The 13,810-nt window shown below is 69.4% G+C and carries 6 protein-coding genes; all 6 read right to left on the minus strand.

Annotated features, from left to right (window positions below; all coding sequences use genetic code 11):
* On the minus strand, positions 1–1,457 hold a 1,457-nt coding region (locus AC1RQC_RS33090), incomplete at its 3' end, for a condensation domain-containing protein (RefSeq protein ID WP_492885806.1).
* A gap of 11 nt (positions 1,458–1,468) precedes the next feature.
* On the minus strand, positions 1,469–6,052 hold the full coding sequence (locus tag AC1RQC_RS33095) for a type I polyketide synthase (RefSeq protein WP_492885808.1): 4,584 nt from the start codon (positions 6,050–6,052) through the stop codon (positions 1,469–1,471).
* Positions 6,052–11,376 (minus strand): non-ribosomal peptide synthetase, encoded by a 5,325-nt coding sequence (locus AC1RQC_RS33100; RefSeq protein ID WP_492885810.1) that lies wholly within the window; start codon positions 11,374–11,376, stop codon positions 6,052–6,054. Before AC1RQC_RS33100 ends, AC1RQC_RS33095 begins: the two co-directional genes overlap by 1 nt.
* Before the next feature lie 42 nt (positions 11,377–11,418).
* Complete coding sequence (locus AC1RQC_RS33105; RefSeq protein WP_492885812.1) at positions 11,419–12,399, minus strand: TauD/TfdA family dioxygenase; 981 nt, start codon at positions 12,397–12,399, stop codon at positions 11,419–11,421.
* Entirely contained in the window at positions 12,396–13,091 is a 696-nt protein-coding gene (locus tag AC1RQC_RS33110) for a 4'-phosphopantetheinyl transferase family protein (RefSeq protein WP_492885814.1), read from the minus strand. The genes AC1RQC_RS33105 and AC1RQC_RS33110 overlap by 4 nt, the downstream gene beginning before the upstream one ends.
* Positions 13,069–13,806, minus strand: coding sequence for a thioesterase II family protein (locus AC1RQC_RS33115; protein WP_492885816.1), 738 nt, complete (start codon positions 13,804–13,806; stop codon positions 13,069–13,071). The genes AC1RQC_RS33110 and AC1RQC_RS33115 overlap by 23 nt, the downstream gene beginning before the upstream one ends.
* Positions 13,807–13,810 lie beyond the last annotated feature (4 nt).

Raw genomic sequence — 13,810 nt, forward strand, 5'->3', positions numbered from 1 at the left:
AGGTCCACTTCGCCGACTGCCAGCTCCGGGCTGTCCGCCAGCGCTTCAAGCATGGTGACGTAATGGCCGGCCAGCCGTGTGATCGTCGCGGGCTCGAACAGCGCTTCGGCATAGATCAACGTCGCCGCGATCCCGCCGTCAGCGTCCTCGATGGTCTCCAGGCTGAGGTCGAACTGTGCGTCGCCCTCGCTGATATCCAGCCGCCGCACGGCCAGGCCGGGCCACGTTGCCAGCGACCGGTGATCGCGGCGCAGGTGGTTGAACATGACCTGGAACAGCGGGCTCTGGCTGAGACTGCGCTCAGGCTGCAGCGCCTCCACCAGATGTTCGAACGGCAGGTCCTGGTTCGCTTGCGCGCCAAAACCGGCTTGCCTTGCCTGGTCCAGCAACTGCGCCAGGCTCATACGCGCAGTCACTTCGGCGCGCATAACCTGCGTATTGACAAAAAAGCCGACGATGCCCGCGGTCTCGCTGCGGTTGCGATTGGCGTTGGGCACGCCGACGCGGATGTCCGACTGGCCGGCATGGCGAAACAACAGGCCCTGGAACGCCGCCAGCAATGCCATGAAGACCGTGCCGCCCATGGCCCTTGCCTGCTGCCGCAACCGCCCGGCCAGCGCCGGCGGCAGCGCGAACCCGTGCTGCGCGGCGCGGGGGCTGGCAAACGCCGCCAGGGCTTTGCGCGGCCGGTCGGCCGGCAGGACAAGCGCGGGTTGCGAGCCGCCGAGCTGCGTGCGCCAGTAGCGCAACTGCTGTCCGCCCTCGCCCGCCGCGAGCCAGCCTCGCTGCCACACGGCGTAGTCCGCATACTGCAAGGGCAACGGCGGCAGCGCGCTCGCTTGGCCAAGCACCTGCGCCCGGTATAGCACCGCCAGCTCGTCCAGGATCAACTGCGTGGACCAGGCGTCCGACACGATATGGTGCAGGCAGACCAGCAGCCGGTGCTCGTCCACGCTGACGCGGATCAGGACCGCCCGCAGCAAGGGACCGGCCTGCAGGTCGAACGGCGCCTCGCACAAACGCGTCTCTTCGTCGAACAGGCGCTGCGCGAGTTCCGGCGGCGCATGCGGACTGAGATCGGCCAGCGGGACATCAATGCGCACGCCGGCCAGCACCTCCTGCTCCGCACTGCCGTCCTCGGTCGCACGGAACACCGTACGCAGCGACGGATGGCGAACCACCAGCGCCTGCAGGCTGGAGCACAGCGCCTGCACATCGAGCCGGCCCGTAAACCGCAGGCCGCCACGCAGATGGTAGGCGGAGCCCTGCGGATCCAGTTGCCAGAGGAACCACTGGCGCTGCTGGGCAAAAGATAGCGGAGCCGAGCCGCCCTGGGTGCGTGGGGCGATGCGCGCCACGGGGCGGGCGCCGGCCCCGCCCAGGCGGGCGTCGAGCAAGGCGCGTTGCTCGACGCTCAGGCGCGCGCGGCGTTCGGAAAGTTGTCGGGATTCAGGCATGGCGGGCATGTTCATACGTTCGCGGGAGACGCCTCGGGAGCCGATGCCCCCGCCGCAGCGCCCTCGATGTCTTCGATCATCTTGGTTTCAACGAGCACGGCCGCATCGCTGACGCATGGGCTCAGGAAGAACTCGGTGGGTAGCACGTCCACCCCGAACTCGCCGCGGATGCCGGCGAGCAACTGGATCGCCAACAGCGAATCGCCGCCCAGTTCGAACAGGTTGTCGTCGACACCGACCGGGAAAATGCCCAGGCTCTCGGACCACAGGTCCGCAAGGCGTTGCTCCAGCTGGCTCGCGGGCGCGGCGAACGCGGTCGTCAACGCGGGGCGCGGGTGCAACTGCCGCGCGGCAGCTGGGGCCGGCAACGCGTGGTCCGCCAGCGCCAGGCTACGGGCGCGCTCCATCTGGCGGCCTAGATCTAGCGTGGACACCAGGGTCTGCGCGGCGACCGGCCCGTTGACGATGCGCTCGAACAGCGCGGCGCCATCGGCCGGCGCGATGCCGCTGCCCTCGGGCAACCGTTGTGCCCCCGCCATCCCGACACCGCGCCAGGTATCCCAGTTGATGGCAAAGACCGGCACGCCGCCCTGCCGACAGGCTTGCGCAGCGAAAGCGTCGAGATAGGCATTGGCCGCGCAATAATCGATCTGCCCGAAGCCGCCCGTGAGTGCGCTCAGCGATGAGCACAGGCAAACGAAATCCAGTGGCTCGCCGCGCACGGCCGCCATCAGCGCCACGGTGCCGGCGAGCTTGGGCGCAAACACGGCTTGGACCTGCGCGCGCCGGCGCGTTGCGATCATGCCGCCGCCCGCCACCCCGGCGGCATGGATCACGCCGTGGATGGCGCCAAAATGCTCACGCGCTTGCCGGACCGCGGCCCGGACGCTGGCGGCATCGGCCACGTCGGCCTGGAGCGTCAGCACCTCGGCACCGCGCTCCTCCAATGCGACGAGGCGCTGCAGCGCCTCGCGCAGCGTCGGCTCGCTCGTTTTGCTCTGCGCCAGGCGTCGCCACTCGGCGCGAGGCGGCATCTGCCGCCGCGTCAGCAGGACCAGCCTGGCCTGCCATGCCTCGGCCAGGTGTTGCGCCAGGACCAAGCCGATCCCGCCCAGGCCGCCGGTGATCAGGCAAACTCCGCCCTTCCGCAAGCGCGGCTGCGCCGGGATGGCGAGGGGCGCCGGCGCCCAGGACCGCAGCCAGCGATGCGCGCCACGATAGGCCACCAGTGCCTGGCGCGCATCGCCGGACGGCGCGCCCATCTCCGCCATCACGTGGTTGACGGCCTGGCTCAGCGCCACTCCGTCCGCGGGCGGCAGCAGCACATCGACCAGCCGGCATGCCACGCCCGCCATCTCCTGCGGGATCACCTTGCAAGGGCCGTGCAGCGTGGCCTTCTCCGGGCATAGCGGCTCGCTGCCGGTGACGTCCTCCAACTGGTCGGTCACCACCGTGAGAGCCAGCTCGCCGGCGCCGGTGGCTTGCAGGGCCTGCGCCAGCGCAAGCAAGCTGTAGAAGCCGCGCTGCTGTGCATCGTCCTGCGCCGCCTGCGTCAGGCCGAGGCTCCACAAGTGGCAGATACGGGATACCGGCCCGGTTTCGGCGGCAATCGCGCGCAACGCCTGTTCGTGGTCGGCGGCTTCGGCTGGGCGCAGTACGTAGCGTGTCCCGTCGACGCGGGCGTAGTCCGCGCCGGGCGCTGCGCGCACCACGCGCGCCCCGCCGGCGGCCAGGCGCTGGCTGAGCAGATCGGCGAATGCGTCCGGGCCACCGAGGACCAGCGTGCAACCCGCTGGCGCTTTGCCCGCCGGCGAGAGCGGCGCGCTGCGCTGCCAGCCCGGGACGTGCAGCCAGTCCTTGCGCTCGCGCCTGCCGTCGTCCGTCACGGCTACCGCGGCCGTGTCCGGGCCGCTCGTTGCCGCCACCCAGTACGACTGGCGCTCGAACGGATAGGTGGGCAACGCAACCCGGCGGCGCGGCGCGGCACCAAGGCAGGCGGCTTCGGCCGGCTCGACGCCGGCTACCCAGAGCCGTGCCAGGCAGCGCGCCGGCTGGCCCATGTTCGATGCCAACCGCTTCGGGTGGCACTGGCTGGCCAGCACGGGACGCAGCGGCCCCAGTGCCGGACTGCCGCGCACCAGGCTGCTCAGCGTCTCGCCGGGCCCGACCTCCAGTGGAACTCGCCCGGGCTGGGCAAGCAGCACCTCCAGACCCTCGGCAAAGCGCACGGTCTGGCGCAGGTGCCGCACCCAGTAGGCCGGGTTGCATGCCTCGCCGGCCGTGATCCATTGGCCGGTGACATTGGAGACGAAGGGGATCGTGGGCTCGTGCAGTACGAGCCTGTGCAGCAGGGCCTCGAACTCTCCGAGAATCGGCTCGGCCAGCGCGGAGTGGAACGCGTGCGAGACATGCAGCGCCCGCACGGCCACGCCCTGGGCAGTCAATGCCCGGCTGGCGGCTTCGATGGCCTCGAGTGGCCCGGACAGCACGCACAGGTCGGCCGCGTTGACGGCCGCCAGGTCACAGCCGGCATCCAGGTAAGGCCGCAAGGCCGCCTCCGGCAGGCTGACCGCCAGCATGGCGCCCGGACGGGTGGCCTGCAGCAAGCGGCCACGTGCGGCCACCAGCGCGAGCGCGTCGTCCAGCGAGAAAACACCCGCCAGGCAGGCCGCCACATACTCGCCGATGCTGTGCCCCAGCATCGCTTCGGGCTGCACGCCCCAGCTTTTCCAGAGCTGTGCCATGGCGTACTCGATGACGAACAGGGCCGGCTGCGTCAGCGCGGTCTGCGCCAGCCGCGCCGAGGCTTCGGCCTCGTCTTGCACGGCGGGATAGAGCAGCCTGCGCAGGTCCAGGCCAAGTTCACCGGCCAGCGCCGCGCAGCAGTGGTCCACCATGTCGCGGAAGACAGACTGGGCTGCGTACAGCTCGCGCCCCATACCAACGTGCTGCGCGCCCTGGCCGGGAAACAGGAAGGCCACGCTCGGCGCGTCGCACAGCGCAGTGCCGCTGACGAAGTCGGGGGCCTGGCGCGCATTGAGTACCGCAACCGCCTGCGCCTGGTCCTGCACGATAGCGACCGCGCGGTGCGCAAACCGCTTGCGCCCGGCCATCAAGGTATGGGCGACATCGGCCAGTGGCAGCGCCGGATGCTGCGATAGATGCCCGGCGAGCCGCTGTGCGGCGGTCGCCAATGCCGCTTCGCTGCGAGCCGACAGCATCAGCAGCCGCTGTCCCGCCAGGTCCTCGGCGGTGGGCGCCCGCGGCGGTGCTTCTTCCAGCACCACATGCACATTGGTGCCGCCCATGCCGAACGCGCTGACGCCGGCACGGCGCGGCGTGGCGCCGGCGGGCCAGTCGCGCGCCTCGGTGTTGACATAAAAGGGGCTGCCGTCGAAGTCGATGCGCGGGTTCGGCGTCACGAAGTTCAGGCTCGGCGGCAGCGTGCGGTGCCCGAGCGCCAACACGGTCTTGATCAGCCCCGCCACGCCCGCGGCGGCGTCGAGATGACCGATATTGGTCTTGACGGCGCCCACGGCGCAATAGCCGCGCCGCGCCGTGCCGGCACGAAAGGCTTGCGTGAGTGCCGCGATCTCTATCGGATCGCCCAGGGTCGTGCCGGTGCCATGGGCTTCCACATAGCCGATGGTATCGGCGCCCACACCGGCGATAGCCTGCGCGGCGCGGATGACGTCGGCCTGGCCATCAATGCTCGGCGCGGTGTAGCCAACCTTGCGGGCACCGTCGTTGTTGGCTGCCGAACCCTTGATCACGGCGCGGATGGCATCGCCGTCACGCAGCGCCTCGTCCAGGCGCTTGAGCACAACGATGCCGGCGCCGCTGCCGAGCACGGTGCCGTCCGCGCTGGCGTCGAAGGCACGGCAATGCCCATCGGATGACAGGATGGCGCCAGGCTGGTGGCGGTAGCCGCCGTCCTGCAGCAGGTTGAGCCAGACGCCGCCGGCCAGCGCCATATCGCACTCGTGACTAAGCAGTGCCTGGCAGGCGATGTGCACTGCGGCCAGCGAGGTTGAGCAGGCGGTTTGCACGGTGACCGCCGGGCCGCGCAGGTCCAGCTTGTAAGCCACCCGGGTGCTTAGCGAATCGGCCGAATTCCCGTTGAGCATGCTGATCAGCCCGGCGATTCCGTCCGCGCCCAGCGCATGGCGCGGCAGCAGATGCCGCATCAGGTAGAGATTGGCGCCCGCGCCGGCATAGACCCCCACCGGGTAGTCCACCCGGGCGGCGTCATAGCCGGCGTCTTCCAGCGCCTGCCACGCGCATTCGAGGAACAGGCGCTGCTGCGGGTCGAGCTGCTCGGCCTCGCGGGGGGTGTAGCCGAAGAAGCCGGCGTCAAACTGGTCGAAGTCGTCGAACCGCACCGCCGCCTTCACATAGGCCGGGTCGTCCAGGCTCGCCTGCGGAATCCCGCGATCGCGCAACTGCGCATCCGTGAGTGCGGCAACGGACTCAACGCCAGCTTGGATATTGCGCCAGAATGCTGCGGCGTCGTCGGCGCCGGGAAAGCGCCCGGCCAGCCCCACCACCGCGATCTCGATGCCGCTGTCTTGCGGCAATGCTTCGTGTATCGGCATCAGTTCACCCTTTGTGCCGCATAGCGGCGCCGCTGCAGCGCCGCGCGTTGCCGCAGCGCCCGTTCTTCGCTATCGGCCGCGCCCGGCGCCGGCGCCGCTCCTTGCTCGATGCGGCGCGCCAACCCGTCGATGGTCGGATGACGAAACAGGTCCACCACTGAAATGCCCGCATGCAGCCTGTCCTCCAGCAGCCTGTGCACGCGTATCAGCGTCAGCGAATGGCCACCCAGATCAAAGAAATTGTCCTGCGCACCAACGCGCTCGACGCCTAGCACTTCCGCCCAGATCGCGGCCAGCGCCTCGGCCGCCGCGCCGCGCGGCGCTTCGTAAGGCTGGCTGCTGGCGGCCTCGGGCGCGGGCAGCGCGCCGCGGTCGACCTTGCCGTTGGCGTTGAGCGGCAGCCGGTCAAGCCGCACGAACAGTGACGGCACCATGTAGTCGGGCAGCAAGCGACCCAGTTGCGCCTTCAGCCGGATCGGATCGGTGGCGGCCGCATCGGCCGCCACATAGGCCAACAGGCGCGCCCCGCCGCTGTCCTGCCGCGCTACCACCACGGCCTCGCGCACGCCGGGCTGGGCCAGCAGCGCGGCCTCGATCTCGCCCGGCTCGATGCGCAAGCCGCGGATCTTGACCTGGTGGTCGATGCGGCCCAGGTACTCGAGTTGCCCGTCAGCACGCCAGCGCACCAGGTCGCCGGTGCGGTACAGCCGCTCGCCCCCGGCATCGAGCGGGTCGGCCACGAAGCGCTCCGCCGTCAGCCCCCGCCGACCCAGGTAACCACGCGCCAGGCCGGCGCCGCCCAGGTAGAGCTCACCGGCCACGCCCTGCGGCACGCGGTTCAACTCGGTATCCAGCACACAGGCGCGCGTGCGGGCGATGGGCCGGCCAATCGCCACGTGGCCGAGCCCGTCGTCGCGGCAGGTCCAGTGCGTGACATCAATGGCGGCCTCGGTCGGGCCGTAGAGGTTGTAGATCGTGGCTTGCGGCAGTTGCTCGCGCGCCTTGCGCAGCAGCTCCGCAGGCAGCGCCTCGCCGCTGCACACGATGCGCCGCAGGCTCGTGCAGTCCGAGCTGCCCGGGTACGCCAGGAACGCCTGCAGCATCGACGGCACGAAGTGGATGGTGGTGACGCCGTGGCCCCGGATCTGCGCGGCCAGGCGCGCGGGATCGCGATGATCCTCCGGTTGCGCCACCACCAGGCGCGCGCCCAGCATCAGCGGCCAGAAGAATTCCCATACCGACACGTCGAAGCTGAATGGCGTCTTCTGCAGCACCGTGTCGCCCTCATCCAGCTGGTAGGCGGCCTGCATCCACGCCAGGCGGTTGAACAGCGAGCTGTGCCGGTTGGCCACGCCCTTCGGCTGGCCGGTGGAGCCCGAGGTATAGATGGCGTAGGCAAGGTGGTCGCCGTGCAGCGCCACGGCGGGGTTCGCATCGGGCCCGGCCGGGCGCGCAGGCCGGTCCAGCGCGACTACGTGCACGCCGGCCAGCTGCGGCAGCCCGGCGACCACCTTTGCCTGTGTCAGCAACAGCTTCACGCCGCTATCCTTGGCCATATAGGCGATCCGCTCGCTCGGGAAAGCCGGATCGATCGGCACATAGGCGCCGCCGGCCTTGAGGATGGCCAGGAGCCCTGCCACCATCTCCACGGAGCGCTCCACCGCGATGCCCACCAGCGTATCGGGGCCCACGCCGAGCGAGACCAGCCGATGCGCCAGCCGGTTGGCCATGGCGTTCAGCTGCGCGTAGTCCAGCGACGCCTCGCCGAACACCAGCGCGGTGGCCTGCGGCGCAACGCGCGCGCGGCGCTCGAACGCGGCATGCACGGTGTCCGCGATGTCACAGGCGGTCTCGTCGCGCTCCCAGCCGTCAAGTGCGGCTCGTTCCGCGTCCTCGAGCAGGTCTACGTCGCCCACGGCCAGGCGCGGCTGCGCGGCGAGCGCCCCAAGCATGCGCAGGTAGTGCGCGCCCAGCCGCGCGATGGTCGCGGGTTCGAACAGCTCCCTGGCGTAGCAAAGCCGCGCGGAGAACCTCCCCCCCGCGCGTTCTCGGATTTCCACAGAGAGTTCGAACTGGGCGGCCTGGCCTTCCACCAGAAGACTGGTTGCGGCAAGGCCAGTCAGCTGCTCGAATGCCCGGAAGTCCTCGCGCAAATAGTTGAACAGCACCTGGAACAGCGGCGTGTGCGACAGGCTGCGCGCGGGCTGCAGCGCCTCCACCAATTGCTCGAACGGCAGGTCCTGGTTGGCCTGCGCGCCCAGCGCGGCGGCCCTTGCCTGCGCCAGCACTTGCGCCAGCGGCATCCTGCCACCGATGACGTTGCGCGCAACCTGCGTGTTGACGAACAGGCCGATGGCGGACTGTGTGGCGGCATGGTGCCGGTTGGCGACGGGTACGCCGAGCCGGATGTCTTCCTGCCCGGTATGGCGAAAAAGCAGCGCCTGAAACCCGGCCAGCAAGGCCATGAACAAGGTCGCGCCGTGCTCGGCGGAAACCCGCTGCAGGCCCGCCAGCAGTTCGGTGGGCAGCTCGATCGCGTGGTGTGCCGCCCGGTAGCCGGCCACCGCGGCGCGCGGATGATCGGTGGGCAGGGACAGCACCGGATGCACATTGCCCAACTGCTCGCGCCAATAGGCCAGTTGCCGCTTGCCCACGCCGCCGGCCAGCCACTCGGCCTGCCACTGCGCATAGTCGGCGTACTCGATGGACAGGCCGGGCAGCGGCGCGTGCGTGCCGGGGGCCGTGCGCTCGCGGTAGAGCACGCCAAGTTCATCTACGAGGGTCTGCATCGAGACGCCATCGGAGATGATGTGGTGCATGACAAGCACCAGCCGGTGGACGTCGTCCGCCAGCCGGATCAGCGCCACGCGCAGCAGCGGACCACGCATCAGATCAAAAGGCTGCCCATTGAGCTGGCATGCTTCGTCGCGCGCGCGAGCCTCGAGCATGTCGCAGGCCATGCCGGACAGGTCGAGCGTGGTCATGGCGACAGCGGGATGCGGTTCTGGAATCCACTGCTGCCCGGTGCCGTCGGGTGCCGCCCGGAACACCGTGCGCAGGGCGGCATGGCGGACCACGAGGTCACTGAACGCGCCGCGCATCGCGCTGGCATCCAACTTGCCCGCAAGGTCCAGCACTGCCGCTACGTGGTAGGCCGTGCTGGCCGGATCCAGGTGCCATTGGAACCACTGGCGCTGCTGGGCGTGCGACAGCGGCAGCGGGCCCGCGCGGCGCAAGGCTGGCAGCGCCGGGATGGTGGTCCGACCCTGGCGTTCGCCCTCGGCCAGGCGCCTGCGCACCGCGTCCGCGCACTGATGCAGTAGCGGCTGCTCGAACAGCTCGCTGACGGGGAACGCGATCTCCCAGTGATCGGCAATGCGAGCGGCAGCCTGCACTGCCGCCAGCGAGTTGCCGCCGCTGGCGAAGAAATGCGTGCCGCGGTCCGCGACATGGCTGGCGTCCCAGCGGGCTGCCTCCTGCCAGATTCGCGCCAACGCGATCTCCAGCGGATCGGCGAGCGGATCGCCGCTGCACACCTGCGCGCCGTCGCCATGGACCAGCCTGCCGTGTTCCAGGATAGCGTAGGAATCGAGCGTGCCATCCTGCCAGCCCCGCCTGCACGCCCCGCGCTGGAGCTTGCCGCTCGACGTCTTGGGCAACGCGCCCGCGTTGAGCAGCACGACGACCGCCACCGGCTCGCCGACGACCTCGCCAACCACCGTGCCGAGCGCATCGGCCAGGGCTTGCGGGCTGGCCAGCTTGCGCATGCTGCGCGATACCTCCGCGGCCACGCCGATGCCCTCTCCCCAAGGCCCCTGCACGGCAAACGCCGCCACACGGCCCGGCCGGACCGCGTCGACCCTGGCTTCGATGATGCGCTCGATGTCCTGCGGATAGAGGTTGTGGCCGCGGATGATGATGACGTCCTTGATCCGGCCCGTCACGTAGAGCTGTTCGTCATGCACAAAGCCTAGGTCGCCGGTGCGCAACCACTGGCTGCCGTCGTGCTCGACGAAGGTTTCCCGCGTGGCCTGGGTGTTGCCCCAGTAGCCGTGGCCGATGCTGGGCCCGCTAGCCCAGATCTCGCCAATCTGTCCCGGCGCCTGCGCCCGCAGCGTTTCCGGGTCAATGATTTCGACCCGGTGGGCGCAAGCCACCGTGCCGCAACCGACCAGCGTGGTGTCCTTCTCGTCTTTCTCGTCTTTCTCGTCCAGGCGGGCCGGCACCCCGGCGCCCTGCGCCAGCCCGTCGGCGGCAAACCGGCGCGCAACCATGCCGGCGCCCCGCCGGCCGCCAGTGACGAACAGCGTGGCTTCGGCAAGCCCGTAGCAGGCGTACATCGCGCCCGCGTCCAGCCCCGAGCCGGCAAAGCGCTGGACGAACGCACTCACGGTATCGCTGCGCACCGGTTCGGCGCCGGTGTAGGCGACGCGCCAGGCGGACAGATCCAGTTGCGCGAGCTGCGCGTCCTTCACCCGGTCCAGGCAAAGCCGATATGCGAAATCGGGACCGCCGCTGACGGTGCCACGATGGCGCGAGATCAGCTCCAGCCAGCGGAATGGCCGTGCCAGGAAGTATCGGGGCGAAGTCAGCACCAGCGCGATGCCGCTGTAAAGCGGTTGCAGCATGCCGCCGATCAGGCCCATGTCATGGTAGAGCGGCGACCACGATACGAACTTGTCGTCCGGCCCGATACCCAGCCCTTCGCGAATGGCCTGTTCGTTGGCCATCAGGTTGCCGTGGCTCACCATCACGCCCTTGGGCGCCGAGGTCGAGCCGGAGGTGTATTGCAAAAAGGCAATATCGTCCGCAGCGGGCTCGCATGGCATCCAGGCATCGGCCAGCGCGGCATCGACGGTGTCGACGACGATGGCGGCCATCGCGCCAAAGCCAGCGTCGCTGGCCTGCATGGCCGCCTGCAGCTCAGCCGAAGTGAGCACGCAGCACGCCTGCGCGTCGGCCGCGATTCCCAGCAGCCGTTCCAGATGCTGTGGCCGCATGGATTCGGGCGGGAACACCGGTACGGCGATCACACCCGCATAGAAACATGCCAGCATGCTCACGGCGTAGTGGTCGTCGTTGTCGAGCATTAACAGGGCGCGCTCTGCCTTGCCGCATTGCGCCTGCAAGCGCGCGGCCAGGGCGCGCACCCGGGACTCAAAAACCGCATAGGTAAAGGTCTGCTCGACGGTCTTGCCGTCAGCTTCGCCCACCGTGGTGAGCCAGGCTTCGTCGGGACGCTGCCGTGCCAACGAGCGCAGGTGCGCTACGAAGTTCTCCGGGCGCACGTATTCCGACGCCGGCGCGCCTGTCTTGTGTTCCATGTCACTGACTCCCGATCGTTATGCTTTAAGCGTTATGCGCGGTCATGCGTGGTCCAGGTCGCCGTGCGTCTCGGCCATGGCCACGACCACCTTGCGTGGTCCCTGGAACGGCGAGCGCGCATGGGCTACCAGCATGTTGTCCAGCATCAGCACGTCGCCCTGCTGCCAGGGAAAGCTCACGGTCTGCGCATCCAGGACGCCGCGCACCTCGGCGAAGATGCCGTCGGCGATCGGCTTGCCGTCGGCGTCGTAGACATTGCGCGGCAGGTTCTCCACGCCGAGCATGTCCTCCAGCGACTCGCGCACCTCCGCCTGGAGGTTCGAGACATGGAACAGATGGCCCTGGTTGAACCACACCGGCTCACCGGTCACCGGATGCGTTTGCACCGCCTGGCAAAGCTGCGCGGTGCGCAGCTCGCCATCCGGTTTCCATTCCCATCGGATGCCGGCGCGCCGGCAGAAGGCCTCCACTTCGTCTCGGTCCCCGGTATTGAAGACCTGCTGCCACGGCAGGTCGAATTCGCCGTAGTTGCGCGTGTAGATCAGGCCCCGCGCGAAGCGCTCGCGGATCCACGCCGGCATCCCGCGATAGATCTCCCGGCTGTCCGCGATCGGTGTCTCGCCGCCAACCGGTGATGCGGTGATGCAATGGAACCAGATCTTCATCGGCCATTCGCGTGTGTAGGCCTGCTCGTTATGCAGTGGGATGCTCTGGTGAGCCGGATACTCCGTGGAGGTGTACACGCCCGCCGACGACAGGGCACTGCGCGGCGTCGACGCGAACTCGTAGCTGAGCAGCGAATGTCCGAAAGAAGACGCGAACTGTTGGAACGCATCCACCGAGGGCACGGTGAAATCGCGCAGCAGTACGCCGCCCACCGAGAGCAGAGCTTTGTCGATCTGCAGCCGAAGTTCCGGGGTAGCCTCCATCAGTGCCTGCCCCGGCCGGGACGGCGTGAACAGCGCAGGCAGCGCCGAACCCGCCGGTGCCCGGCGCTCGGGCCAAGTGGCCATGTCATTCATATCGATTCCTTGGTTCGCCATGCCAGCGCTGCGGCGTAGCCGGCAGGAGCGCTAAGCGCCATGAGCCGGGGGCGTGCCCACCCTGGCAGGTCGCAGCGCGCCGCCAGCGCCTGTCCGGACGCACAGTGGATGGCAACGGATTGCAGATGCGCAGCCACGCCGACGCCGATGGCCTTGAGAACCGCCTCCTTGCCCACCCAATGCAGGTAGAACGCCGCGAGCGGATCGGGCGCGGCGCTGACCGCGGCGCGCTCTTGCGCGGTAAGGGCGATATCGAGGATGGCCTGCGTGTCGACGCCGGCGTCGCAACGCTCGATGTCGACGCCGACATCACCTACCAGCCCGGCATCGGCGATGGCGATGACGGCATACGCGCCGGCGTGGGAGACGTTGAACAGCAGCAGGCCCTTTGCCTCGCCGCCGAGCAAGGGCTTGCCATGCGCGCCCAAAGCGAGAGGGACATCCTCCGGGCCGCAACCTAGGCGCCGCGCCAGCAGATGGCGCAGCGCGGCGCGCGTGGCCCCGAAGCGAATGCAGTCGGCTCGCCGCGCGAAGCGGCCCGCGCGAGCGCGCTCCTCCGAAGTCAGCTTGGGCCAGAACCCGGTGGGACCGTCACCCGGTTCGTGATCGAGATCGAGCCGGTAGGCTTCTATGCCCGCAGGCAGCGCATCACGCAGTGGCAAGAGCTGCATGGCGCCCTCCCGCCATGGCATGGGCCAGCCGCTGCACGATGGTAGCGAGCGCCGCATCCTGGCTCTGCCTGATAAAGAAGTGGCCGCCGTCAAACCAGTCCAGCGTGAAGCCGTCCCTAGCTTCGGCGGACCATGCCTGCATGCGAGCGGACGCGATATCGTCCTGGCGCCCGCCCAACACATGGATCGGCATGGGCAACGGGGCCTGCGCGGCATAGCGAAAGCTCCCGCACAGGCGGTAGTCGGCACCCAGCACGTCCAGCGTGATGCGCATCAGTTCGGGGCTGGAGAAGACTTCCTCCGGCGTGCCGCCCTGCTTGCGCAGATCCGCGATCAAGGCGGCGTCGTTATCCTTGCCGGAAAACCGTGCGGGATCACGCTGCGATGGCGCGGGGCAACCGGAGGCCAGCAGCGCGCCCGGCAGCGGGCGGCCCAGCGCGCCGAGCCGCCGCGTCATGCCATAGGCGAGCAGCGCGCCCATGCTGTGGCCAAACAGGGCGAAGCATCCCGCCATGACGTGCTTCTGCTCCTCGCACAGCTGAACAACCAGAGCGTCGAAATCCTCCACGCACGGCTGTGCCAGCCGACTACCGCGGCCCGGCAACTCGACTGGAACGATTTCGATCCAGTCGGGCACCAGCCTGCGCCAGCGCAGGTACATCGTCGCACTCGCGCCCGCGCACGGCAGGCACAACAGCGAAACCGCCGCCGGCATTCGG

The organism is Cupriavidus sp. GW822-FHT03E04 (genome assembly GCF_058801495.1).

Coding starts and splice junctions, on each gene's coding strand:
- AC1RQC_RS33095 (WP_492885808.1), bottom strand. CDS start 6,052: ATGCCGATACACGAAGCATTGCCGCAAGACAGCGGCATCGAGATCGCG.
- AC1RQC_RS33100 (WP_492885810.1), bottom strand. CDS start 11,376: ATGGAACACAAGACAGGCGCGCCGGCGTCGGAATACGTGCGCCCGGAG.
- AC1RQC_RS33105 (WP_492885812.1), bottom strand. CDS start 12,399: ATGAATGACATGGCCACTTGGCCCGAGCGCCGGGCACCGGCGGGTTCG.
- AC1RQC_RS33110 (WP_492885814.1), bottom strand. CDS start 13,091: ATGCAGCTCTTGCCACTGCGTGATGCGCTGCCTGCGGGCATAGAAGCC.
- AC1RQC_RS33115 (WP_492885816.1), bottom strand. CDS start 13,806: ATGCCGGCGGCGGTTTCGCTGTTGTGCCTGCCGTGCGCGGGCGCGAGT.